A 26,037-nucleotide genomic window follows, 5' to 3' on the forward strand; every position below is an offset into this window, starting at 1 on the left:
ACATTGAATATAAACACATTGCATACCTACTTAGCTGATCCTACTCAAATCAAACGATCAGATATTCAAGAGTTGAAACAACTACTTGAGCAGTACCCGTATGTACAAGCGATCAGGAGCTTATACCTCAAAGCGTTATATTCAAACGAAAGCACCTCTTACAATCAGGAACTAAAGAAGACAGCGGCTTATACGCTCGATCGTGACATTCTGTTTAATTTCATTGTGTCAGATGATTTTACAGTATACCGCCCTTTGGAACTACCAAAAGAAGAGGAACAGCAACCGGAGGCTACCATCCCACTCCCAACAGACAAACAGGACGCCAAAGAGAATAAGGACAGAGAGCCCGAGCAAAACATCAGTGCCTTGTTAGAAAGTATTTCCAAGGTAGCCTATGCTATTACAAAAGAAGACAGAAGATCAGTTGAAGATAATCCTAAGCAGCAAGAAAGTATAGCAGAACCAACTGTTGAACCAACAAATGTTTCAGTTGCCACAACAGACGAATCGACTGTGCTGACTCTTGATCAACAAAAACAGCGAGAAAACGACGAGCAATCACCGGAAGAAATCCGAACAGAATCGCCAGTTGAAGTTCTCGAAAATAAGCTAGAAATTGGCAAACCTTTAGCTTTTGAAGCAGAGGAAAAATACTCCTTCCAAGAGTGGTTACAATTATCCAAACAACAGCCAATTCTTAGAGATTCGAGCACAGAAAGTGACGATTCACCACAAGAAGAACCGGAAAAATTGGAGATAATTACAAAAGACGAAAAAAAATTTCAGGAAAGTTTAGAGAAAAAACAGGCCATGATTGATAAATTCATCGAAACAAATCCTAAAATTATCCCAACAAAAAAAGCGACGGCAAGCCCCATAAATATTGAATTATCTCTACAAGAGAACACAAGTTTAATGACGGAAACTTTGGCCAAAATTTATTTGGAGCAAAAAAAATATCAAAAAGCAATACAAGCTTATGAGATTTTAATTTTGAAATATCCAGAAAAAAGTAGTTTCTTTGCAAACCAAATATTAGATATAAAAGCGTTACAACAACATAATAGTTTATAAGCATGAACACATTTACAGTATTTTTAGTATTGATTGCTATCGTATGTTTTTTATTAATTGTGGTTATTATGGTACAGAATCCTAAAGGTGGAGGTTTAGACTCATCTTTCGGAGGATCTACTGTAGCAGGAGGTGTAAAAAACACGAATGACTTCTTAGATAAGAGTACTTGGACTTTAGGAGCGGTGTTAATTATCCTAATCTTAATGTCGAGCATTAGCTTTAGTGGTGGTGCAATTGGCGATTCTAAAATTTTAGATCCTAATGCAGAAATGCCAGTACAGCAACAGCTTGTTCCTGCGCCTCAAGAAGAACAAACACCAGCAACAGGAACGGAAGCTCCAGCTACAAGCGAGACTTCAACACCTGAAACTACACAAGAATAAAAATTCAAACCCTTTGAATATAAAATGCCAACTGTCAAGTTGGCATTTTTTTTTGTCAATAGCTGTCAATACAAGCTTTGGCACACTTTATGACTATTTTATAGCGTTTAGAACTAATATAAATAATTCAATTTTATAAACTATTAAACTATGGCATTAAACATTAAACCACTTGCAGATCGAGTTCTTATTGAACCTCAACCAGCAGAAACAAAAACTGCTTCTGGTATTTTTATTCCTGATACGGCGAAAGAAAAACCACAAAAAGGAACAGTAGTCGCTGTAGGAAATGGTACGAAAGACCATACCATGACAGTACAAGTAGGCGATACTGTACTATATGGTAAATATGCAGGAACAGAGCTAAAATTGGAAGGTAAGGATTACCTAATCATGCGTGAAGACGACATTTTAGCGATTGTTTAATAAATTGAATCAATAACAAAATAAAACAAGACTAGATCATGGCAAAAGATATTAAATTCGACATTGAAGCACGCGAAGGTTTAAAACGCGGTGTTGACGCTTTAGCAAATGCAGTTAAAGTAACTTTAGGACCAAAAGGACGCAATGTAATCATTGGAAAATCATTCGGAGCTCCTACTGTAACCAAAGATGGAGTGTCTGTAGCAAAAGAAGTTGAGTTAGAGGATGCACTTGAAAATATGGGTGCTCAAATGGTAAAAGAAGTAGCTTCTAAAACTAATGACTTAGCCGGAGACGGAACTACAACTGCTACTGTATTAGCACAAGCAATCGTAAAAGAAGGATTGAAAAACGTAGCTGCTGGAGCAAATCCAATGGATCTAAAACGCGGTATGGACAAAGCAGTTGAAGTAATCGTAAATCACCTAAAAGACCAAGCACAAGAAGTAGGCGGATCAATGGATAAAATCCAACAAATCGCTTCTATTTCCGCTAATAACGACGAATTTATTGGTGAATTAATTGCACAAGCTTTTGAAAAAGTTGGTAAAGAAGGAGTCATCACTGTTGAAGAAGCAAAAGGAACTGAAACATTCGTTGACGTAGTGGAAGGAATGCAGTTTGACAGAGGTTATCTATCTCCTTATTTCGTGACTAATTCAGAAAAAATGGAAGTAGAACTAGATTCTCCTTACATTTTATTATACGACAAAAAAGTATCTTCTCTTAAAGAATTACTTCCGGTATTAGAACCTGTTGCACAATCAGGAAAACCTTTATTAATCATTGCTGAAGACGTAGATGGAGAAGCATTATCTACTTTAGTAGTAAATAAATTAAGAGGCGCTTTAAAAATTGCTGCTGTAAAAGCACCAGGATTCGGAGACCGAAGAAAAGCAATGTTAGAAGACATCGCCATCTTAACTGGTGGTGTTGTAATCTCTGAAGAGCAAGGATATACGTTAGAAAACACAACATTGGAAATGCTAGGTACGTGTAAACGCGTGAGCATAGACAAAGACAATACAACGATCGTAAGCGGAAGTGGTGCTTCAGATATGATTCAAAACAGAGTGAACCAAATCAAAGCACAGATGGAAACAACAACATCTGACTACGATAAAGAAAAATTACAAGAGCGCTTAGCTAAATTAGCAGGTGGTGTTGCTGTTCTTTATGTTGGTGCGGCTACGGAAGTAGAAATGAAAGAGAAAAAAGACAGAGTGGACGATGCACTACACGCTACTAGAGCGGCAATCGAAGAAGGAATTGTTGCTGGTGGAGGAGTTGCATTACTACGCGCAAAAGCAAATTTATCGTCAATCAGTGCAGTAAATGCTGACGAAGAAACAGGAATCCAAATCATCGCTAAAGCAATTGAAGCTCCATTGAGAACAATTGTTGAAAACGCTGGCTTAGAAGGTTCTGTAGTTGTAGCAAAAGTATTAGAAGGAGACAACAACTTCGGATACAACGCAAAAACAAACGAATACATCGATATGCTACAAGCAGGTGTAATCGATCCGAAAAAAGTAACACGTGTTGCTTTAGAAAACGCAGCTTCGGTTGCAGGTATGATTCTGATCACTGAATGTGCTTTAGTAGATATTAAAGACGAAAACGGTGGTGGAATGCCAATGGGCGGTGGAATGCCAGGTATGATGTAATAATTTTATACTTCTATAGTTGGGTGGCTTGAGCATTTCGTTCAAGCCACTTTTTTTTATCTTTACGTATCTAAAAAACATATCATGATTCTTCTACTCACTGGAGCCTCTCACACAGGGAAAACAAACCTCGCGCAACAATTAATGGAGCGCTATCAGTTCCCTTACCTCTCTATTGACCTATTAAAAATGGGGCTCATTCGCAGTAAACAAACGGATTTAACTCCTGAAGACGATGAGGCACTAGAAGAATACCTTTGGCCGATTGTACGCGAGCTAATTAAGACTGCCATTGAAAATCAACAAAACTTGATTGTAGAGGGTTGTTATATTCCTTTTTCTTGGGCTGATGATTTTGAAGATTCCTACCGCAATCACATTCGCTTTTATTGCTTGATCTTGTCTGAATCTTATATCCAACAACATTTCAAGACTATTAAAGAATACGCAAATGTAATTGAAAAACGAATCGATGATTCCTGGTGTACACAAGACATGCTCTTGCAAGACAATCAACGAAACTTAGCCTTGTGTCAACGTCACAACTACCCCTACATTCTCATTGAAGAACGATACAACCTCGATTTGACAGTATTTGATTCGGCATTAATTTCTTCGTAAAAGAAAAAAAGCATTTTACTGAACGTAAAATGCTTTTTTATATTATTTTGATGTAATCTCTTTCAATTGAGCAATGGTAGCTTTTGGATCTGCAGATTTAAACACAAAGTTTCCTGCTACTAAGGCTTCTGCACCTGCATCAACCAAGGCTTTTGCGTTTTTGTCATTGACTCCTCCATCGATTTCAATGATTGTTTTTGCTCCTTTAGCCTCAATCATTGCTTTCAGCCTACGTACTTTGTCATAGGTGTTCTCAATAAAGCTTTGTCCTCCAAACCCAGGATTCACACTCATAATCAAGACCAAATCCAAATCTTGGATAATATCTTCTAAAACCGAAACAGGGGTATGTGGATTTAAGGCTACTCCTGCTTGCATGCCTTCCGCTTTAATCGCTTGAATCGTACGGTGTAAATGCGTACAGGCTTCATAGTGTACTGTCAAAATATCCGCTCCTAGCTCCTTAAACGTTTTGATATAACGATCAGGATCGACAATCATCAAATGCACATCCAACACCTTATTCGCGCTTCTATGCTTGTTAATCGCTTCTAAAACAGGCATTCCAAACGAAATATTCGGCACAAAAACACCGTCCATAATATCAATGTGGAACCACTCTGCTTGACTGTCATTCATCATTTCGATGTCGCGTTGTAGATTGGCAAAATCCGCTGCCAAAACTGATGGCGCAATTTTTATATTTTTCATACTCTTGTGTTGTTTGTACAAAGATAAAAAAAATCTCAAGAGGAATGTCCACCTGAGATTTCATAACTTGTTTTATTGTGCTTTTATTGTCGCTTCAAAAAGTTCGCTAAAGTACTTGATGATCTTTTCGCGTACTTCATCTTCATCTACGCGATCTACTCCAAGTTCAACATGCAAAGAGGTTACTCCTTTACCGCGAATTCCACACGGAATAATATTGTCAAAATATCCAAGGTCTGAATTGACATTCAAGGCAAAACCATGCATGGTCACCCAACGGGAAGAACGTACCCCCATGGCACAAATCTTCCTTGCAAAAGGAGTGCCCACGCCAAGCCATACACCTGTTTCCCCCTCACTTCGTTCCGATTCAATCCCGTACTCTTTCAACACTAAGATTATTGTTTCTTCCAACAAGCGCAAATACTTGTGGATATCTGTAAAGAAGTTTTCTAAGTCTAAAATTGGATAACCAACAATTTGTCCAGGACCGTGATAGGTAATGTCTCCTCCTCTATTTATTTTATAAAACGTAGCTCCTTTCTCTTTTAGTTGCTCCTCATTGAGCAAAAGATTGTCCATGTCTCCACTTTTACCTAAAGTATACACATGAGGATGTTCGACAAATAAAAAGTAATTGGGTGTCTTTTCATTTAAGTCTTCTCTTCTATTTTTTATTTTAACGTCTAAAACAGACTGAAAAAGCTCTTCTTGATACTCCCAGGTATCTTTATAATCTTTCTCACCTAAATCAATAAGGGTGATTTCTTTGTTCATTTCGTAAAACTTATCTATTGTATTTTGGATTATTGAGAATCACTAAAGCACCAATAACCCCAGGTATCCAACCTGCAAGGGTTAATAACAAGACAATTAGTATCGACCCACACCCTTTATCATAAACGGCAATCGGGGGAAAAATTATTGATAGAATGACTCTCCAAACACTCATAATCACAGATTTATAAACAACAAATTTCGGCATTTTTTTAGGAATAAGGACTATAATTTTAGTTAAAGCCACTTTTGGAACACAAGCGAAATCATCAAATAACTAATTAACTGACATTTGGCAAGATACAAATGCCCCTAATTTTTAAAGATTACCTATATTTGCACTTTATAAATTAATTCATAATTCACAATTATTATGCAACTTTCAGAACAAGAAATCATCAGAAGAGAGAAGCTCGCTAAATTGCAAGAGCTTGGTGTGAATCCTTATCCTGCTAACTTATTTCCAGTAAATCATACGTCCAAGCAGATAAAGAACGGTTTTGAAGAAGGTAAGAAGGTAATTGTGGCTGGGAGATTAATGTCTTCGCGTATTCAAGGAAAAGCTTCTTTCGCAACAATTCAAGACAGTGAAGGAAAGATTCAACTATATATCAACAGAGATGAACTTTGTCCAGGTGAGAACAAAGAGCTATATAACGAAGTATACAAAAAACTAATCGACTTAGGCGATATCATCGGAATAGAAGGAGAGTTATTTACAACACAAGTAGGAGAAAAAACGGTACGCGTACAAGGGCTTTCTCTATTGAGTAAATCACTACGTCCGTTGCCATTACCTAAAACCGATACAGAAGGAAATACCTTTGACGCTTTTACAGATCCTGAATTGCGTTACAGAATGCGTTATGTAGATTTAGTAGTCAATCCACAACACAAAGACATTTTCGTAAAACGCACAAAATTGTTCAACGCTATGCGTCAGTTTTTCAACGAAGCAGGCTACATGGAGGTTGAAACACCTATATTACAATCTATTCCCGGTGGAGCATCGGCTCGTCCGTTCATTACCCACCACAATGCTTTGGATATTCCATTGTACTTGCGTATTGCCAACGAGTTATACCTTAAACGCTTAATCGTAGGTGGCTTTGACGGTGTATATGAGTTTTCAAAAAACTTCCGTAACGAAGGAATGGATCGAACACATAATCCTGAATTCACGGCAATGGAGATCTATGTAGCTTATAAAGACTACAATTGGATGATGGAGTTTACAGAGCGCTTATTAGAGTACTGTGCTATTGCGGTAAACGGAACTACTAAAGCAACCTTTGGCGAACATGAAATCGACTTTAAAGCGCCTTACAAACGCATTACTATGGCAGACTCCATCAAAGAGTTTACTGGTTTTGACATTACAGGTAAAACAGAAGATGAAATCCGTCAAGCGGCCTTAGGTATGGGAATTCCTGTGGACGAAACAATGGGCAAAGGGAAATTAATCGACGAAATCTTTGGTGAAAAATGTGAAGGAAATTATATCCAACCTACCTATATCACAGATTATCCAAAGGAGATGTCGCCACTAACCAAAGCACATAGAGATAATCCGGAGTTAACGGAGCGTTTTGAGTTGATGGTATGTGGAAAAGAGATTGCCAATGCATACTCAGAGTTAAATGACCCAATCGACCAAAGAGAGCGTTTTGAAGCACAAATGGCGTTAGCAGATCGCGGAGATGACGAAGCTATGTTCATCGATCAAGACTTCTTACGCGCTTTAGAGTATGGAATGCCACCAACTTCAGGATTGGGAATCGGAATGGACCGTTTAATCATGTTCTTAACCAATAACCCATCAATCCAAGAAGTGTTGTTCTTCCCTCAAATGAGACCAGAAAAAACTGCTCCTAGCGTTGAGTTATCTGATGAAGAGAAAATCATCATCCAAATTCTAACGAAGAACGAAAACAAAGTGGAACTTGGCTCATTAAAAGAACAAGCCGCTTTAAGTGGTAAGAAATGGGATAAAGCCATGAAAGGATTATCTTCTCACAACTTAACAAAAGTAGTTACCGAAGATGACATCAAATACGTTGTATATCAACACTAAAAAAAAGGGATGCAAATTGCATCCCTTTTTTTTATTATCCTAAATACGTTTTTAGTATTTTACTTCTTGATGTATGTTTCAAACGACGGATTGCTTTTTCTTTAATCTGACGAACACGTTCTCTCGTTAAGTCAAAAGTTTCTCCTATTTCTTCTAAGGTCATTGGGTGTTGATCTCCTAAGCCGAAGTACAAACGAACTACATCTGCCTCTCTAGGTGTTAAGGTTTCCAATGCTCTTTCAATTTCTGTACGCAGTGATTCGTGAATTAACTCACGGTCTGGATTTGGTGATTCTCCTGAACGCAATACGTCATATAAGTTCGAATCTTCTCCTTCAACTAAAGGAGCATCCATCGACAAGTGACGACCTGAGTTTTTCATACTCTCTTTTACATCATTTACAGTCATATCCAACTCAACGGCAATTTCCTCTGCAGAAGGTGGACGCTCATTTGACTGCTCTAATAACGCGTACATCTTATTAATTTTGTTAATCGAACCAATTTTGTTTAATGGTAAACGTACAATTCTCGATTGCTCCGCCAAAGCAGATAAAATAGATTGTCTAATCCACCAAACCGCGTAAGAAATAAACTTAAACCCTCGAGTTTCATCAAAACGCTGTGCTGCTTTGATCAACCCTAAGTTTCCTTCATTAATCAAATCCGGAAGGGTTAATCCTTGATTTTGGTACTGTTTTGCTACCGAAACCACGAATCTCAAGTTCGCTTTAGTCAATTTTTCTAAAGCTCTTTGATCACCTGCCTTAATTCGCTGTGCTAATTCTACCTCTTCATCTGCAGTAATCAAATCTACTTTACCAATCTCTTGCAAATACTTATCGAGTGAAGCAGTTTCACGATTCGTAACTTGCTTGGTAATTTTAAGTTGTCTCATATTATTTTACTCCTTATTTGTCTTTGTTCTTATGGTCTACATTAGTTATACGTATACTTCATTAAAAAAGTTACAATATTTGAAAAAATAATTTTTTCCGTAGTTCTGTTTGAAAAATTAAAAGCCTTAAAAACTAGGTTTTCAAGGCTTTTAATAAAAATATTTTTACCAATCCGTTATTGAATTAGTAATAGTTCGTTTTACTCAGTTCTTTTTCATCTACTTCTACCTCATCCAAGTAACGCTCTAAGCTATCGTCTAACTCTTTCATCCAAACGGTATGGTGTTCCTCTGCAGTTACTCCTGTCATGACAGAGGTATACACTTGGTCGCGATAGGTTAGAATATCTATTTCTTTCGAATCTAAATAGCGTTTAAACATCTCACCTACTTCATCTATATTGAAGGTTGGATAATCTGTTAATTGGATTAAATCCTTGATATAAGCAGTTTGGAAATCCACTTGATCATTACTAGACTCAGTTAGATCTTCTCTTTGCAGCCATTTTTTGATATCTGCATCGCGTTCTTCTTTTGAAGGAAGAGGCAATCGCCCTAGCATATAATCTCTAGCGAACCAAGCTTGGGCATCAAACATATTAAAGGTGTAGTATTGATCTTGCATTCCCAAGAAAAGCAGACGTTCGTTTTCATTAAAGACAACCCCTTTATACAAATTGTCAGGATACAAACAGTTTTTGGTTTTCAAGCGCAAGTTGTCTGGTAAGAACGGGAATTTATGTTGATATCCTGTACACAAAACAACCGCATCAAATGCTTTAGACGTACCGTCTTTAAAGAAGGCTACATTGTCTTCAAAATGGGTCACAATTGCCTTCTCTTCTACTCCTTTAGGCCATTTGACACCAATTGGGTTGGTGCGATAAGAAATTGTAACAGATTTACTACCGTGTTTGAAACATTGCACGCCAATATCCTCGGCAGAGTAACTACTTCCAATCAACAGAATATCTTTATCGATAAATTGATCTGCCCCGCGGAAGTCGTGTGCGTGCATGACCGTCCCAGGGAAATTGTCAATTCCTTTGAAGTAAGGCATATTCGGAGTCGAGAAATGTCCAGTTCCCAACACGAGGTAATCGAAAAACTCTTCAAAGGTTTCATTTTTTACCAAGTCGTCAAAAATAACGCGGAACTGTTTTTTATCCTCGAGGTAATCCACCCAACGAGCTACAGTATTGAATTTAATATAGTCTCGGGCATTACTCTGTTTGATACGCCCTTCAATATAATCGAACAGTACTTCTCTCGGTGGATAAGAAGAAATCGGCTGTTTAAAGTGATCCATAAAGGTATAATCAGCAAACTCTAAACATTCTTTGGGTCCGTTCGACCACAGGTACTTATACATACTTCCGTGTAAAGGTTCTCCATATTTCCCTACACCTGTACGCCATGTATAGTTCCACATACCTCCCCAGTTATCTTGTTTTTCATAACATTTAATCTCTGGAATTGGATTTCCCTTTTTCTGTTCTGATTCAAAAGCTCTTAACATAGCAAGCCCACTTGGTCCTGCGCCAATAATTCCTACTTTAAAATTAGTCATTATATACTACTATTTTAGGCCCCCAACTTTCTTGCGAAATGGAGCTAATTAATAAACGATATTTTCGATTTCATCAAAGAAAGAATCCCTAGAAAGATTCTTTACAGACACTCTTGTTGAGTGATTTGATAGGTGGTACTTCGTACAACCTAATTATAGGAGAACCAGAAAGGTCCTTACTAGACGCAAGAGCGAGATGCCCTTTGCGATACTGCCTATTTTAAAGCAATTTTTTACAATCGCTTTACAGCTGATATAGCAAATATAAGACTTTTTTTAGACATGACCAAACTTAGTGTTTTTTAACTACTTAATTATCAAGTAGTAATTTGGTAAAAGATCATCGCTCACCTACGCTGTTGCTCAATTTAAAAAAATGTATATCTTTACTTCACCAAAAACTATAATATGAACCTAACCAAACAAACCACCACGATTTTGCAGTTGCTTTCATTTGGCAGCGTTATATCGGTTATAAGCTTTATGCTGCTATCACGCGTTGGAGAAAATGGTATTTACACCTTTACTGTCTTAGGTGCTATATATGAGATGTTGTGGCTTCCTTCTGTTGCTGCTCTCTTTAGTTTACCCTTGGCGTGGTTGATCTTTGCCTTCAAGAAAAAAGTAGCATGGAACCAACTATATCTCCCTGTAGTTCTAATACTGGGGACTTTGTTGTATCTCCTTGTATTCTTCACATAAAAGGGGATCGTCTAACAAGCCTAACAAGATAGAATCCCATCTAATTTTAGGTATTTTTTTGCTATACATAGGTATATGACTATTCCTAGGTATGCGTTAAAGAATAATGACTACTCTTGGGCAATTGCAGCATTTTTAATCGACGAGAAAAGTCGAGTTTTATACCATACAAAAGAGGGTGTCCCAAAAGGACATCCTCTTATTTATTCTGCAGTATACTTTCCTTGCTTATCTTTTAATGCGCTATACATGTTTTGATACGTAGGTACGTCAACGTGTAATCGCCTGCCTTCACGAATAAAATAAGCGGCCATTACATCGAGTTCAGTTTTCACTTTATTACTGATAAAATCGCTGTGCATGGAAGTTGTGGAATCAAAGGGAATTGCTTGTAAGCGTTGCATAATTACCTCAACGACATCTGCGGCTACACTTACACCTTTAGCTCTGGCAATTTCAGCTGCTTCCGTAACAAGCGCATGAATCTCTTTCGGATGATCGCGCATGACTACCCCAAACGAGCAGTTGTAAAAAGCGGTAGCTACAGCAGAAGAAGACACTAAGATGTACTTCTCCCAAACCTCACGAGCAATCTCTTGGGTACAAATAGAGGTAATTCCCGCTGCTTTAAATAGTTGATCTAAATCCAACATACGCTGGGTGATTTTATCTGTACGACCAAATACAATCTTTTGTCTTCCACTTGGGTTGTCAATCACCCCAGCTTCTTTTAAACGAGAAACCATATAGGTACATCCTTGCCAAACTTCCGCTTGCAGATGTTCAGTAAGCTTCTCAAAGGCTTCTACTCCATTCAATAAAGGCAATATAACCGTGTTTTTAGACACGATTCTCTTTAAATCAACAATGACATCGTCAAGATCGTATTCTTTCGTACAAAGCAAGATATAATCCATTGTACCTAATGCCTCAACGCTTTCCACTACTTGTGTCGGTTTTCCAACTACAACAGTGTCTTTTGATCGCACGGTAATGCCCGCATCTTTAATCTTAGCGCCATGTACTCCTCTAGCAACAAAGTGAATGTTTATCCTGGAATCGGCTTCAAAGTGATGGGCTAATAAGCCTCCATAGAATCCACCTACTCCTCCTAGCCCTATAATTCCTATATTTATTTTATCCATGATGATGATTAGTTTACGGTTGACAGTTTAGATTTGTCTAAAATAAAACATTTTTTCTTAGTTCACACATTGCACCACCTTATACGCTACCAGAGTGCTAGTCTCCCCCAGACAAACTGTCAACCTTAAAACAAAAAAAAACACCTCAATTGAGGTGTTTTTTATCTTATTTTCTTTCTTCTTTTTTCGCTCCTTGTGTACCTTCTGGTTTGTTACCTTCTGGTTTATTTTCTCTTGGAGGACGAGGTAAAAGTGCTTTCTTCGAAACTTTAGGTTTTTTTGTTTTTGGATCAATACCCATGTATTTCACCTCAAATTCATCACCCATTTTCAATACATCTGAAGGATTTTCAATGCGTTTCCAATCCAATTCAGATACGTGAAGTAAGGTCTCTTTTCCTGGTACAAATTCTACAACTGCACCGAAATCAAGCATTTTCACTACTTTCACTTTGTATATTTCTCCTTCTACTGGAGAGAAGATTGTATTGTTGATAGAAGCAATAGCCTTATCCATACCTGCTGCATCAGTACCCAATACTTCAATTACACCGAAGTCACCTTCCTCGTTAATTACGATTGTAGTACCTGTTTCTGCTTGAAGTGCTTGAATATTTTTACCTCCAGGTCCGATAACTGCACCGATAAAATCTTTAGGGATTGTAACGGTAACAATTTTAGGAGCTTTTGGTTTTACTGTAGCATTTGGAACAGCGATCGTTTCTTCTAATAATCCAAGGATATGAAGACGTCCATCAAGCGCTTGTTTTAACGCTTGTTCCATGATTTCATAAGCTAGTCCATCGATTTTGATATCCATTTGACAAGCTGTGATACCGTCTTTCGTTCCTGTAACTTTAAAGTCCATATCCCCTAAGTGATCTTCATCACCTAAAATATCAGACAAGACAGCCCAACGACCAGTTTTTGAATCGGAGATTAATCCCATAGCGATTCCAGAAACCGGTTTAGTGATTTGGATACCTGCATCCATCAAGGCTAATGTACCAGCACAAACAGTTGCCATAGAAGACGAACCGTTCGACTCTAATACTTCAGACACAAGACGAATAGTATAAGGACAATCAGCAGGAATCATGTTTTTCAACGCGCGTTGCGCTAAGTTACCATGACCTACTTCTCTACGTGATGTACCGCGTAAAGGTTTGGCTTCACCTGTTGAGAATGGAGGGAAGTTATAGTGTAAGTAAAAACGCTCTTCTCCTTGCTCACTTGGTAAATCAATAATATTAGCATCTCTAGAAGTACCTAGGGTTACCGTTGCTAGCGCTTGGGTTTCACCACGGGTAAAGATAGAAGATCCATGAACCGATGGCAAGTAGTCTACTTCACTCCAAATCGGGCGAATTTCTGTAGTTTTACGACCATCAAGACGAATATTTTGATCCAAGATCAGGTTTCGAACAGCTTCTTTTTGTGTTTTCTTGAAGTAAGTGCTGATTAATTCCCCTTTTTCCTCTAAATCTTCTTCAGAGAACAAAGCTTTAACCTCTTCGTATACTTCAGCGAATTTCTCACCACGCTCACTTTTAGCACTTGCATGTGAAGCAATATCGTACAATTTAGCGTAAGCTGCGTCGTACACGATTTTTTCTACTTCAGCATCAGTTGGCTCAGCTTCGTACTCACGGTAAGTAAGTCCTAATGCTGCGCGCATTTTTTCTTGTGCTTCAATTTGAACTTTGATAGCATCATGAGCAAATTTAATTGCATCAATCATTTCTTGTTCAGAGATTTCTCTCATTTCACCTTCTACCATACAAACAGAGTCTTTCGAAGCACCGATCATCATATCGATATCCGATTGCTCTAATTGTTCTTTAGAAGGGTTGATGATAAATTGTCCATCAATACGACCCACGCGAACTTCAGAGATCGAGTTGTAGAAAGGAATATCTGACACAGCTAAAGCAGCAGAAGCAGCTAAACCAGCTAATGCATCAGGCATTACATTTTCGTCGTGAGACATCAATTGAATCATCACTTGCGTTTCTGCGTGGTAGTCATCAGGGAACAAAGGGCGTAAACAACGGTCAACTAGACGCATTGTCAAAACTTCTTGGTCGCTCGGACGAGCTTCACGTTTAAAAAAGCCTCCTGGAAAACGTCCAGCAGCAGCGAATTTTTCTCTGTAATCTACAGTTAAAGGAAGGAAGTCCACACCAGGATTTGCCGTTCTCGCAGAAACAGCTGTAGCCAAAAGCATACAGTCTCCCATACGAACAACAACAGAACCATCTGCTTGTTTCGCTAATTTCCCAGTCTCGATTGAGATGCTACGTCCATCTCCTAAATCGATAATTTCTTTGGTTACCTTAGGAATCATAATAATTTAATACTTTAGGGTTTCTGTCTCTCCGAAGAGAGACGTAAAATGTGTTGTGTGTGTTGTGTTGTGTGTTGTGTAGTATATGAAACCCAATGAAAAACCAGATCTAACTCTGCTAAAGGCAAAAAAACAAAAAGAGGCGCGCAGGCACCTCTTTCCTATATTGATTATTTTCTAATACCCAATACTTTAATGATCTCACGATATCTGTTAATCTCAGTTTTCTTTAAGTAGTCAAGAAGTCTTCTTCTTTTACCTACTAAAAGAACTAATGAACGCTCCGTGTTGTAATCTTTACGATTTCTTTTTAAGTGCTCAGTTAAGTGAGAGATTCTGTAAGTGAACAAAGCGATTTGTCCTTCTGCAGATCCTGTGTTTGCAGCTACACCTCCATGTTGTTGGAAGATCTCAGCTTTTTTTTCTTTTGTTAAATACATGCCAATATTCTTTAATGATTTTTATGTACGAATTCTAGTGTTCTAAAATTCAGTTGCAAAGGTAATTTTATTTTTTAAATCTACATCACAGTTCATGATTTATTTTAAAAAAAATAATATTCCCTTCATTGGCAATTGATTACAAATATAAGGAAGCGATTGATTCATTCAGCGCTTCCAAAAATTCTTGATCTTCTTTTGTGAAGGCATTTAGTGTATGTGAATCAATATCAAGCTGTCCAATATTCTGCCCAGATACAAATAAAGGCACAACTATTTCGGCTTTTACTGTAAGGCTACAAGCAATATAATTGGTTTGAGCGGTGACATCGTCCACCAAAAAAGTTTGATTGCTCTCGGCTACTTGTCCACATATTCCCTTCCCGAAAGGAATAAGAATATGATCGGTTGCTTCGCCTGTATAAGGACCTAAATGCAAGACGCGTTTTTCAGCATCGGCAAAATAAAATCCAACCCAATCATAGTGTGCCACTCGTTTTTCCAAGAGATCACAAATACGTTGTAATTTAGCAGTTATAGTATCCTCACTATGTATAATCTGTCTTGCCTCATCTAAGAGTGTTTGATATGTTGTATGCATTTACTTTAACTTTAGTCTATCATGTATCGAACAAAGGTACGCGATATGGCGTAGGCATTTTTTCTTTTTTCACCGCTATATTTTACACAAAAATCTTTCCAAACAATCAAAATCATGCTTTTTTTCTTATTTTTGTTTCATGCTTAAGAAACGTCTTGTCAGTATGCTGTTTTTATTGATCTTCCTATTCTCGAATATAGGATGGTCCATGAGCGTGCATTATTGTCAAGGCGAAGCCCATTATAGTCCGTTGCGCTATGCGCATACGCATTTGGAATCGGGATGTGTGATGGAATCGACTATAGAGTCGGAACCGCAACGCGAAGAGAAATCCTGTTGTTCTACTCAAACGCCTATTGAAGAAGCAGTCAAAAAATTTGCTGATAAGCAATGTTGTCAAAATGATTTGATCAAATCAAATCCTTCGGACCACAATATTCAACACGTTTACGCTCCACATTTCGATTTTATCTTACCAGACTACAGCTGGACAACACTTACTACACCATGGGTATATCTTCCTGCTAAAAAACAGGAGACCCTAGCTTATTACTTAGAGGCTAACGCCCCTCCACTCTATCAACTCTATTGTCGCCTCGTTTTTTACGCCTAACTGTTGTTTTACATTTTGTTAGACCTCTTTTTGCAGGTCAAACCTATACTATGTATTACTATTCACACGTAAAAAATGATAAAAAATTTAGTTACTCTCACCGTATTAACTGTGGGAACTTCGCTATATGCACAACAAACTATTACAGGGCAAATTGTAGATGAGAATCAAATTCCAGTAATTGGAGCCTCTGTTTTTTATGCCGACGCCTCAATTGGTGTTACAACAGACGCCCAGGGAAAATTTACCCTGACTTCTATAGACTCGGAAGCGCTAACCATTTCCTATATTGGCTATAAAACGCAACGCATCAAAACACAAGCTAATCAATCTTATACCATCGTCTTACAGCCTGAAGATTCACTAGAGGAGGTGGTAATCAAAACCAAACAGCGCAATACGAGTCGTTCGATCAAAGGAACGACCAATACGCATACGATGAACAGCGGTGAATTACTCAAAGCTGCTTGTTGTAATATATCCGAGGCCTTCGAAACGAATCCGTCCATTGACGTCAACTATACGGATGCTATTACAGGAACCAAACAAATAAAAATGTTGGGACTAACTAGTCCGTATATCTTAATTGCAGAGGAAAATATTCCTTCTGTACGCGGGGCTTCTCAAATATATGGGATGACCTTTACACCAGGAACTTGGGTAGAGAGCATTCAAGTAACCAAAGGAGCGGGTACGGTAATTAACGGTTATGAGAGTATTTCGGGCCAATTAAACACCGAATTGATTAAACCAGCGACAGATCGTCCGCTATTTGTCAACTTATACGGTTCTACGGATGAGCGTTTCGAAGCCAACATTCACGGAAATTATCACATCAACGACAAATGGAGCTCCTCCTTGTTTATTCACGGCAATTTGAGAAGTGGAGATCACGACAAAAATCACGATGGTTTTCTAGACATGCCTAAAGGAGAACAAATCAACGTGATGAATCGTTGGCAGTATATCAACGCTGAAAAAGGGGTGGTAAATTTCATTACCGCTCGTTATATGAAAGACAATAAAGTAGCTGGGCAGGTTAATTTTGACAAGAAAAAAGACAAGGGATCAACCACAGTATGGGGCTCAGAAATCAATACGGAAAAATTAGATTTATCGACCAAACTCGGCTACGTATTTGCTGATTTGCCTTTTCAAAGTGTAGGTATACAAGTGGCGTACAACTACCACAAACAAGATTCTTACTTTGGGTTAAATCGCTACGATATTAAACAGAATAGCTTGTATTCTAACCTTGTTTTCAATTCGATTATCAGCAATACTTTACACAAATTTACTACAGGACTAACGTTTACGCTTGATCAATACACAGAAAACGTTTTTGTTCCTGGGATTGCAGACAATTTCAATCGAACAGATAATGCGTTAGGTGCGTTCTATGAGTATACGTACGACAACACGACAGACTTCAGCCTTATTGCAGGTATGCGCGTGGACTATCACAACCGCATGGGTGTATTTGCTACGCCGCGTTTGCACTTGCGCTACAATCCGTGGACCAATGGGGTATTACGCGCTTCCGCAGGAAGAGGAAAACGCATTGCCAATGTTTTTGCGGAGAATCAACTCTTTTTTGCGACAAATCGCTTGTTTCAAATTGAGGGAAACAACGGAAAAACATACAACTTAGATCCTGAAATTGCGTGGAATTATGGGCTGAGCTTTACTCAAAACTTTCATTTTATCGGTCGAAAAGGAGATATAACGTTGGACTTCTACCGCACGGATTTTGACAATCAAATTGTGGTGGATGCGGATTACCATTCACATCAATTGTTGTTTTACAATTTAGATGGCAAATCATACGCCAACAGTTTTCAGCTCGAGACCAATTACAACCTGGCGCGTAATCTAAACTTGCGCACCGCTTATAAATACTACGATATTAGCATAGATCAAAAAACGGGAAAATTTGAAAAAGCCTACCAGCCCAAACACCGCATATTTGCTAATGTTGAATACACTACGGAAGAGCAAGACAATGGGGCCCATTGGAAGTTCGATTTTACGTATAATTGGTTAGGTAAGCAACGCATTACCTCAACAGCACAATATGAACCGGCTAATCAGATGAAAAAGACTTCTACCCCTTATTCGCTGATGAACTTCCAAGTGACTAAAGTATTTTCTCCTCAATTTGAGGTCTATCTAGGGGGTGAAAACATTGGCAATTACAAGCAACGCAATCCGATTGTCAATGCACAAAATCCCTTTGATGCTGATTTTGATACCTCCATGGTCTATGCTCCAATTGCGGGTGCTATGTACTATGCTGGATTGCGTTTTAAACTTGATTAATTAACTCAAACTCTTATACAATGAAAAAATTATTGTTTACACTTGGCGCAACACTTTTTGCAACAGTAGCGCTTTTTGCTCAAGAAAAAGAGCAACCCAAACAAATCATTGCCGTAAAAGGACAATGTGAAATGTGCAAAAAACGAATCGAAAAAGCCGCCCTTGATGTAAAAGGTGTTCGCTCCGTTGATTGGTCTGTGGCAGATCAGCAATTAACGGTTTACTTGAATCCGAAAAAGACAACAGGAAAAGAGGTACAAGAAGCAATTGCTAAAGCGGGACATGATACAGCAGAGATAAAGGCTTCAGAGGAAGCATACAACGGGTTACACAGTTGTTGCAAATACCAAAGATAACAACATAAAAAAAGCACTAACTAGCGATTAGTGCTTTTTTTTCAAACAACAATATGCTATTCTGTAGCCAAACTCACAAACTACAAAATATCCTTTTTCTTTTTCATAGCACTTCCTTTTATCTACAGTAAACTGTCTTGGTCAAGACAAACGTTGCTTACTCCTAGAATAAAAAGAAAGGTATTATCTTTTTATAGCTGTATTTTATTACACTACAAATGTAGGATGGTATGCATGCATAAAACATGACTTTTATCACTTTTTACAAAAATTAATAAAATTTAAGCTTATATAGATCAATAATCCTTCTCTCTCCTTCTAAAAAAATTAATCTTGCACACTGTACCCTCTTTGCCTACCTATCAAAATGCAAGTTGTTTATTGTACTTGATCCCCCCTACCGAACAACCTTAACTGCTTCATAAACGGAGTTATCTTGTCGTTTTGATGGCTTAACTTCCGTTTTAATCTCATTTAGAAGTCATTGAAGTATAAAATACAACATACAAACATATGTTGCTTTTTATTAAATATTTCAAATATTTTTAGTTAAATTAATAAGGATAATTTTTGTAAATAATGATATTTATTTACTTTCGGGAGGGACTAAAAATTAAATATCATAAAAAAAACAATCACAATAATCGTCATGAATCTTTTCGCCCTTGTCATTCACGCACAGGGAGGAACAAAATTCGAAAAAATAGAAAAAGAAATAGTAGGATCTTCAAAGCTCACGGTTTATTATGCAATAGAAGCGAATACAGGCAAAAAGGTCAAAACTGGACAAACGGTTCTCCAAATTCTCGGCGCCAAAAGCAAATATGTTGATGTTACCGAAGATCAGTACATTACTTACAATAATACCAACGTAGGAAAAATAGCCGATCATCATACTTTTGCAGAATCACTAAAAATCAACAGAAACTACGCGTACAACGGCGTGATTTTCAAAGATTTTTCTACTTCGACGCTACTAGTTCAAGAATTAGTCGCTCTAACCACTTATCAATACCAAGAGCCCATTCCCAAAATAAATTGGAAAATTGTCAAAGATACTAAGGAAATACTAGGGCATAGCTGTCAAAAGGCAACGACTACTTTTAGAGGGCGATTGTATACGGCTTGGTTTGCAGAAGATATTCCCATTAGCGATGGTCCTCATCTATTTACGGGATTACCAGGTTTGATTCTGGAAATCAGCGATGCTAAAAAAGACTACCGCTTTACTGCTACAGGTATAGAAACTAAAAACGAAGAAGTTTATCTCGTTATCAATCCGGCTATCGTCAAGGTAAGTCGAGCGGATTATCAAAAAGCAAATAAAAATTTTCATATAGATCCAGGAGCAGCTTTACAAGGTAAAGTCTATTCCGAACCGGGAAAGGTCTACCAAACATCAGGGGCAAAATCCTGGCCGTATAACCCGATGGAATTAGAATAACCTATTGTCTGCGTTTTACATCCTCTTATAAAAAAACTCATGCTGAAGCTATTCAATCTCTTTGCTTTCCTCCTCCTGTTATCCGTACCCCCCCTGACGTATTGTCAAGAGAGTACGAAGAAAATTACCGTGATAGATGGAGAAACAACACAAGCGTTAGAAGGGGTAATTTGTAAATTATACACTGCTGAAGGCGACCTAATCGACTATCTTCTTTCCTCTAAAACAGGAGAAATCTACATCGAACTGGGTGATACACCTGCTTATCTCATTTTTTCCTATTTAGGCTTTGAGAATCAAACTGTACAGTATCCTAATTTGTTAGCCCTAAAAGAGATCAGACTAACAGCCAAGCCCATTGAAATGGATGAAATAGTCATAAAAACACAAGCCATTACACAAGTAGGCGATACAATAAACTACAGTATTACTCCTTTTAAATCAAAAGAGGATCGCTACTTAAAAGATGTCCTTGCTAAACTTCCTGGTCTTACAATTAATGCAAACGGAGGAATTAGCTATCAAGGAAAAACAATCAATCGTTTTTATATGGAGGGCTTAGATTTACTAGGAAATCAATACACTATCGCCACAACTAATTTACCTATAGACGCGGTACAATCGATACAGCTTATTGAAAACAACCAACATATAAAGGCGTTAAAAGATATTGAATTCAGCGATAAAGCGGCAATCAACATCAAATTTAAAGCGGATTACAAGCAAAAACCCTTTGGCGAACTACAAGCGGCTATCGGAGGAACCCCCTTTTTAGTTCAATCGAAAGCATTCGCCACAGCCATTAACAAGAACAATCAAACTTTAGCGACAATTAAAACAGATCAAACAGGGATAGCTATCGAAAGAGAGACTAGGGAACAACTCGATTATAACGATCTTTTCTCTTTTGAACCTCCTCCACCTTTATATCTCAATAAGGCGACTATTCAACAGATACCAATGGATGAAAAGCGCTATGCATTCAACAAATCGTATTTGGCTACATTAAATCACTTGAAAAAACTGTCAAAAGATGCTAGCATACGGTTTAAACTTGACGCAACCAACAATCACCAAAAACAAGCTAGTTATTATGTTTCTGACTACGATTTAATGGATGGTCAACTCCTATCTCTAAAAGAGGAACGCCATTTAGCTATCAAGACTACTCGCATTGGCGCATCAACGACATATGAAAAAAACAGTGAATCAACCTATGTGAAAAATGAAATAAAAGCTAGTGTAAATTGGGATACTAGTCGAGAGTATTTACGTTCAAACGACGCTGCATTTCACAACAAAACCCGTCAAACTAGCGCAATAGTACAGCATCGATTTTCATATATTTTCGGCAAAAAAGACCACAACTATACTGTAGATGCTTTTATAAAATTTATCAATCAACCCGAACACATTTACTTAGCGTCTACTAGGAATCCTAGCGAGCAGGCTTTTGACAATCAAAAAATAGTTAACAATCACCTTCTTTTCAAAGCACAAATCGCTAAGATAGTTCCCTTATATGCAAACCCATTGACATTAAAACTAGCCTTTTACTACAATAATGACGAATTAAAAACGCAGCTAAACTTACAGCATATCCCTGATTCTATTCATCCGTATCAATCCCTTTTTCACGCGAATACGCAATTAAAACAGTATACTGCTGCATTTACTGCCCACTACACCTATTACTATAAAAAAGGTAGTATGAGCCTTGTTTTTCCCTTTATTTACCAGCAACATACCGCAGCACAACGCAACATGTGGGTAAATCGAAATAGTGGGAATTTTCTCTTTACTCCTTCTTTGATGTTAACGTATAACATCAATCAAATGTGGAAATTAAATGCAACAATAAACTATAGTGAATCACTCAGTCAACTAGATCAATATTTCCAAGGTATGATTAAAACTACCTATAGAAATTTTAATTTATACACTGATTTGCCCTCGCGAAATAAACTGATGCATTATCGTATCGATTTTGAACATCACAATTTAGTGCATGCTTTGTTTTTCACTTGTTCGGTGAGCTACCAACCTTCAAGGTCAAATAGTTTAGAGGTCGTTGATTACCGTACAGACTATACACTTACCTCTAGAAAGAAAAAACAAGTAAAGTCAGGTCAATTTTCTATACAAGGGAGAATCTCGAAATTAGCAACTGCCCTAAAAACAACATTTGCCTTACATTCTTCCTTTGATTATGGAAAAAACAATATTGGACAACAAGAAATTGTGTTTGCTAACTACAGCAATAAATGGGGACTAGGCTTTGAAGTGTATAATAAAATGTTTGATTGGCTCTCAATTCAGTATCTAGCAAGCGATACTACACTTTGGGAAAGCAATGTATACCGAACAACAGCTAAACTTCACAATATCACGCAACAGATTAGTGTAGCACTAGTTGCTATACCTTATTTACAGATTAAAATAAACGGAGAGCACAACTATAACGTTATAGACGATAGCAAAAGTTATCAAAACTTTTTTATTGATATGAGTGCTTCGTACACATTTAATCGAACAGAATTCACTCTAGTTGCACAAAATTTAGTAAACAATAAAGAATATTCCTTTACAAGCTATCAAGGACTAAACAGCAGCCTCTTGCGAATCCCTATAAGAGGAAGAAGTATCCTAATAGGGGCTACAGTTCGTTTCTAGTATATGGCTCGACTTTATCAAAATCCTTTATCGGTACAAAAATAGTAAGAGGAATTCGCTTAATCACTCTATCTAAGATTAATTGAATATAGAGCGCATTGGTTCCATCTGCACGAGTATAATCTTTTTTAATAAAGATTTTGAACGAGATTTTGTTCAATTGTTTACCAATAGATTTTTGTGGTAAATAATTTGGTAAACAATATGGGTTTTTTGAGATTTTGTCTGACATGATTTTTTTTAAAAGGGAATCATAAATCCCTTACCAATAGGGGGTTTACAGTGTTTTCTGTTTTTTTTGTATAAATCACTTAAAACACTGTAAACCGGCTATTTGCGTCCGCGGAAGGGCTCGAACCCTCAACCCTCAGAGCCGAAATCTGATATTCTATCCAATTGAACTACGCGGACCAACCAAAAAATTTATTTTGTCAATAGGTTTTTTACTATTGTTGAAATTGTTTTTCCATCAGCTTTACCTGCTAATTCTTTTGAAGCCATTCCCATTACTTGTCCCATGGCAGCCATTCCGGCATGATTTCCATCGGCGATAATTTTAGCAATAATCGCTTCTACTTCTTCATTAGACAATTGTTCGGGTAAGAATTGTTCAATAACAGCCACTTGTGCTAACTCAGGTTCAACCAAATCTGCTCTTCCTTGTTCTGAGAAAATGGCCGCGCTGTCTTTGCGTTGTTTGACTAATTTCTGTAAGATCTTAATCTCCTCGTCTTCGCTGATCTCCTCTTTAGAGCCTGATTGAGTTTGCGCTAATAACAATTCTGCTTTAATAGCTCTTAGGGCCTCCAAAGCGATACTATCTTTTGACTTCATGGCGCTTTTCATCGCATCCATAATTTTGGCTTGTAAACTCATATCTATTTTTTATTTGGTTTTGCAAAGATATAAAAAAGCCGAGAAAACAAGGCAAATTCCAATATTTTTACTTTTATACTCTCCTTTATCTTCTGGTGACCTATAAGAATTCCTATGCGTTCATTAAATGACAGAGCATGCTTCTTCTCTTTCGGTTTTTCCTTTTGGGTCGGGGTATTCCACTACAATAAAATACCGTTCTTGGTTGCGTATACCCAAGGTGCCTACCGATAAGGCGCAGTAATCACCAATTTCCTCACTACCTCATCGGCAGTGTACTGGGGTTTCATTTGTAATGGACTCAACGTTGAACAGGAAATTACTGTGAATAGTACACAAAATAAGGGTTAGATCTGTTCATCATCTATGCTTAGATCAAAAAAAATAAACGACAGCATACAGAAAAACCAAAAGTAAAAGAAAAAATACTACACCTAATCCCCCCCCCTTTTGATTAGCTATTTCGTGAAAACACTGGATTGACACCAATAAGGCAATGTTCTATTCCTTATACAAGCGTAAACAGCATATCTCTTCGAAAGTAGCTATGGAATAAGAAGCTTGACATTGTAAGCCAAACAAGTGACCTCTAATGAAAGAGGTCATTTTTTGGCCGTTAAAAATGAAAAAAAAAAAACCTAGTATCTCATTATAATCATAGAGGATTGAGATCATAACCATCCTGCGTCTTTTCAATAATAACCCAAGCGTCATCTGCGATAACTTTAATTTTGTACGTGATTAAAATATTTCCTCTCAAGGGTTCCTCCGTTCTAGAGATCAATTCAACTCCTCTACTTTTGTCGGGTCTAAATTCATAAGAAGTCACAGTTACCCAATCACTAGCATCTACCCATTCACTTTCTAAATACTGAAGGGTTAATTCTTGGTTGGGTTCTACTAAGGATGGATATTTGAATATCTGTATATCCGTAGCATAATGAACCCGGTAATACGGTTGTGAGGTGCCGTTGTATTTTAGATTTAGTCCCATACCATCTCCTCGATTAACCATGAATGGCAAGGTGTGGTCCTTCCAGAAATACACTTGATAGAGATACCCCCATTCTGTTTCTTGGTTAGGGTCTGCATATTCCACCACAATAAACTCTTTTCCTTCGGTAGCTCCATACCAAGGTGTATCAATATACGCATTCTCGCTTACACCACTTGTTGCTGTTTTTTCCACAAAAGTAACCGGTGTACGATCGGTAACCGTATACGGTTGAGTAAACTCCAATTTCTTGATTACCTCATCGGCTAGGTATTTGGCCTTTACGTAAATACTATTGGGCTGGGAAAAACCACCAACTGATACCAATAGGAACAAAATCAATAGTTCTATTTTTTTCATAATTAATGCTGATTTGGGTAATAAATAATAAAATTTGAAGGATCATCTATGGAATGACCACCGTATATATAAAAATTTCCATCCCTTCCCTCTGTACCAACATAATCCAATAAAATCAGGGGTACATTGTTTCGTTTTGCAAAGGCAATATCTGCTGGTGAAAAGCCCACTTTCCTATAATCAGCCTTAGGCAAATAGGTCAAAGGAGTATGAGTATGAAAGGCTGCAATTGGCAGTGCGGTCAAAGGAATAACGTTAGTCTCATCGGAATGAGACCGAACACTTCCACTACCAAGACTTACAGCCCCATTCGTTCCTGCTCCTCCTTTTATGTATTCACCATATTTAATATTGCCGAGATATAACTTATCGCTAATCTCATCGTAAAAAACATAAGCCCCCGCTTCTCTCCTGCCTTCCTCTGCAGATGCAGAATGAGTCGCCTGAATGAAAATTTCCTTTAATTTACCAACAATTAATGTGTCATTTAAAATTTTTTGCACATTTAAATATTGGGGTGAATTTTGATCCACCTCCACTCCATTATGTAAGTTGCCATTATTTGGAGATCCTCCTCCGCCGCCAGCGACATCATTAGGAAGTGTACTCATGGAAGGATACATCTCTAGCCACAAATCGCCAATTCCCGTTCCTCCACCAGCTCCTGGAACACCAATTAAGATTTCAGGTAAGACAATAGGAGGGCCTCCATCATAACAATTACCAAGCTCATCTTCTAAATAACAAAAAGCTGTTGATTGCTTGTAAACACCAGGCTCTACTTTTCGTTTATCCAAAGGACTATCATCTTTAGCGCAGGAAAATAAAAGTAGTGTACGTCCCTGACATAGGTTGACCATAAAAAATCAATTTTCCTATGAAAGTTAACGTTCAACAAATCAAAAAAAATCGTATTTATTCAGAAGAATTTAAACGCGAGATTGTTAGTTTATTTGAAAA

25 protein-coding genes and 1 tRNA gene are annotated in these 26,037 nt (G+C 37.7%); 12 read left to right on the forward strand and 14 right to left on the reverse strand.

Going from position 1 to position 26,037, the window contains the following annotated elements; genetic code table 11:
- The first annotated feature begins 72 nt into the window (after nt 1-72).
- From H4K35_RS08010 to H4K35_RS08030, 5 genes are all read left to right on the forward strand, one after another.
- Nucleotides 73-1,077, forward strand: a complete 1,005-nt coding sequence (locus H4K35_RS08010) for a tetratricopeptide repeat protein (protein WP_255492400.1) — start codon at nt 73-75, stop codon at nt 1,075-1,077.
- A 2-nt stretch (nt 1,078-1,079) separates the two neighbouring features.
- Entirely contained in the window at nt 1,080-1,463 is a 384-nt protein-coding gene (gene secG / locus H4K35_RS08015; RefSeq protein WP_182626845.1) for a preprotein translocase subunit SecG, read from the forward strand.
- A gap of 150 nt (nt 1,464-1,613) precedes the next feature.
- Nucleotides 1,614-1,889, forward strand: coding sequence for a co-chaperone GroES (groES, locus tag H4K35_RS08020; RefSeq protein ID WP_182626846.1), 276 nt, complete (start codon nt 1,614-1,616; stop codon nt 1,887-1,889).
- A 38-nt stretch (nt 1,890-1,927) separates the two neighbouring features.
- The gene (groL, locus tag H4K35_RS08025; RefSeq protein WP_182626847.1) at nt 1,928-3,556 is read left to right on the forward strand and encodes a chaperonin GroEL; all 1,629 of its coding nucleotides are present in this window, start codon (nt 1,928-1,930) and stop codon (nt 3,554-3,556) included.
- An 84-nt stretch (nt 3,557-3,640) separates the two neighbouring features.
- Nucleotides 3,641-4,177, forward strand: a complete 537-nt coding sequence (locus H4K35_RS08030) for an adenylate kinase (protein ID WP_182626848.1) — start codon at nt 3,641-3,643, stop codon at nt 4,175-4,177.
- A 42-nt stretch (nt 4,178-4,219) separates the two neighbouring features.
- Here H4K35_RS08030 and rpe read toward each other — a convergent pair whose 3' ends face one another.
- The 3 genes from rpe to H4K35_RS08045 form a co-directional block, all read right to left on the reverse strand.
- A complete protein-coding gene (gene rpe, locus H4K35_RS08035; RefSeq protein WP_182626849.1) occupies nt 4,220-4,888 on the reverse strand; it encodes a ribulose-phosphate 3-epimerase in 669 nt (222 codons plus the stop codon).
- A 72-nt stretch (nt 4,889-4,960) separates the two neighbouring features.
- Nucleotides 4,961-5,665, reverse strand: coding sequence for a lipoyl(octanoyl) transferase LipB (lipB, locus tag H4K35_RS08040; protein ID WP_182626850.1), 705 nt, complete (start codon nt 5,663-5,665; stop codon nt 4,961-4,963).
- Between the two features lie 10 nt (nt 5,666-5,675).
- A complete protein-coding gene (locus H4K35_RS08045) occupies nt 5,676-5,840 on the reverse strand; it encodes a YqaE/Pmp3 family membrane protein (RefSeq protein WP_182626851.1) in 165 nt (54 codons plus the stop codon).
- A gap of 198 nt (nt 5,841-6,038) precedes the next feature.
- Here H4K35_RS08045 and lysS point away from each other — a divergent pair, with 198 nt between their 5' ends.
- Entirely contained in the window at nt 6,039-7,739 is a 1,701-nt protein-coding gene (gene lysS, locus H4K35_RS08050; protein ID WP_182626852.1) for a lysine--tRNA ligase, read from the forward strand.
- Nucleotides 7,740-7,773: 34 nt separating this feature from the next.
- Here the strand turns inward: lysS and H4K35_RS08055 are convergent, their stop codons facing one another.
- Both H4K35_RS08055 and H4K35_RS08060 read right to left on the reverse strand, forming a co-directional pair.
- A complete protein-coding gene (locus tag H4K35_RS08055; RefSeq protein WP_002987652.1) occupies nt 7,774-8,637 on the reverse strand; it encodes an RNA polymerase sigma factor RpoD/SigA in 864 nt (287 codons plus the stop codon).
- 184 nt (nt 8,638-8,821) lie between these two features.
- The gene (locus H4K35_RS08060) at nt 8,822-10,207 is read right to left on the reverse strand and encodes an NAD(P)-binding domain-containing protein (RefSeq protein ID WP_182626853.1); all 1,386 of its coding nucleotides are present in this window, start codon (nt 10,205-10,207) and stop codon (nt 8,822-8,824) included.
- Between the two features lie 408 nt (nt 10,208-10,615).
- On the opposite strand from H4K35_RS08060, the gene H4K35_RS08065 reads away from it, so the two are divergent.
- A complete protein-coding gene (locus H4K35_RS08065; protein ID WP_182626854.1) occupies nt 10,616-10,909 on the forward strand; it encodes a hypothetical protein in 294 nt (97 codons plus the stop codon).
- Nucleotides 10,910-11,112: 203 nt separating this feature from the next.
- On the opposite strand, the gene H4K35_RS08070 is transcribed toward H4K35_RS08065, so the two are convergent.
- The 4 genes from H4K35_RS08070 to H4K35_RS08085 form a co-directional block, all read right to left on the reverse strand.
- Nucleotides 11,113-12,054: a ketopantoate reductase family protein gene (locus tag H4K35_RS08070; protein WP_182626855.1), complete on the reverse strand. Its 942-nt coding sequence runs from the start codon at nt 12,052-12,054 to the stop codon at nt 11,113-11,115.
- Between the two features lie 166 nt (nt 12,055-12,220).
- Nucleotides 12,221-14,401, reverse strand: a complete 2,181-nt coding sequence (locus tag H4K35_RS08075) for a polyribonucleotide nucleotidyltransferase (RefSeq protein ID WP_182626856.1) — start codon at nt 14,399-14,401, stop codon at nt 12,221-12,223.
- A gap of 170 nt (nt 14,402-14,571) precedes the next feature.
- Entirely contained in the window at nt 14,572-14,841 is a 270-nt protein-coding gene (gene rpsO, locus H4K35_RS08080; protein WP_002987657.1) for a 30S ribosomal protein S15, read from the reverse strand.
- A 139-nt stretch (nt 14,842-14,980) separates the two neighbouring features.
- Nucleotides 14,981-15,442, reverse strand: coding sequence for a GAF domain-containing protein (locus tag H4K35_RS08085; protein ID WP_182626857.1), 462 nt, complete (start codon nt 15,440-15,442; stop codon nt 14,981-14,983).
- 139 nt (nt 15,443-15,581) lie between these two features.
- On the opposite strand from H4K35_RS08085, the gene H4K35_RS08090 reads away from it, so the two are divergent.
- The 5 genes from H4K35_RS08090 (at nt 15,582) to H4K35_RS08110 (ending at nt 22,847) form a co-directional block, all read left to right on the forward strand.
- Nucleotides 15,582-16,055, forward strand: coding sequence for a hypothetical protein (locus tag H4K35_RS08090; protein ID WP_255492401.1), 474 nt, complete (start codon nt 15,582-15,584; stop codon nt 16,053-16,055).
- Between the two features lie 75 nt (nt 16,056-16,130).
- Complete coding sequence (locus tag H4K35_RS08095) at nt 16,131-18,374, forward strand: TonB-dependent siderophore receptor (protein WP_182626858.1); 2,244 nt, start codon at nt 16,131-16,133, stop codon at nt 18,372-18,374.
- 20 nt (nt 18,375-18,394) lie between these two features.
- Nucleotides 18,395-18,730, forward strand: coding sequence for a heavy-metal-associated domain-containing protein (locus H4K35_RS08100; RefSeq protein WP_182626859.1), 336 nt, complete (start codon nt 18,395-18,397; stop codon nt 18,728-18,730).
- Nucleotides 18,731-19,364: 634 nt separating this feature from the next.
- On the forward strand, nt 19,365-20,174 hold the full coding sequence (locus H4K35_RS08105; protein WP_368668695.1) for a GLPGLI family protein: 810 nt from the start codon (nt 19,365-19,367) through the stop codon (nt 20,172-20,174).
- Nucleotides 20,175-20,213: 39 nt separating this feature from the next.
- Complete coding sequence (locus tag H4K35_RS08110) at nt 20,214-22,847, forward strand: TonB-dependent receptor (protein WP_182626860.1); 2,634 nt, start codon at nt 20,214-20,216, stop codon at nt 22,845-22,847.
- Here H4K35_RS08110 and H4K35_RS08115 read toward each other — a convergent pair.
- The 5 genes from H4K35_RS08115 to H4K35_RS08135 all read right to left on the reverse strand — a co-directional run bounded on the left by H4K35_RS08115 (nt 22,831) and on the right by H4K35_RS08135 (nt 25,937).
- Nucleotides 22,831-23,079 (reverse strand): hypothetical protein, encoded by a 249-nt coding sequence (locus H4K35_RS08115; RefSeq protein ID WP_182626861.1) that lies wholly within the window; start codon nt 23,077-23,079, stop codon nt 22,831-22,833. The genes H4K35_RS08110 and H4K35_RS08115 overlap by 17 nt on opposite strands.
- A gap of 105 nt (nt 23,080-23,184) precedes the next feature.
- A tRNA-Arg gene (locus tag H4K35_RS08120) sits at nt 23,185-23,258 on the reverse strand.
- A gap of 12 nt (nt 23,259-23,270) precedes the next feature.
- Nucleotides 23,271-23,723 (reverse strand): GatB/YqeY domain-containing protein, encoded by a 453-nt coding sequence (locus H4K35_RS08125; RefSeq protein WP_182626862.1) that lies wholly within the window; start codon nt 23,721-23,723, stop codon nt 23,271-23,273.
- Between the two features lie 655 nt (nt 23,724-24,378).
- Nucleotides 24,379-25,077 carry a hypothetical protein gene (locus tag H4K35_RS08130; RefSeq protein ID WP_182626863.1) on the reverse strand — a complete coding sequence of 233 codons (699 nt, stop codon included), beginning with the start codon at nt 25,075-25,077 and terminating at the stop codon, nt 24,379-24,381.
- 2 nt (nt 25,078-25,079) lie between these two features.
- The gene (locus H4K35_RS08135) at nt 25,080-25,937 is read right to left on the reverse strand and encodes a hypothetical protein (RefSeq protein ID WP_182626865.1); all 858 of its coding nucleotides are present in this window, start codon (nt 25,935-25,937) and stop codon (nt 25,080-25,082) included.
- Nucleotides 25,938-26,037 lie beyond the last annotated feature (100 nt).

It is taken from the genome of Myroides sp. NP-2 (assembly GCF_014145665.1).
GTDB lineage: Bacteria > Bacteroidota > Bacteroidia > Flavobacteriales > Flavobacteriaceae > Flavobacterium.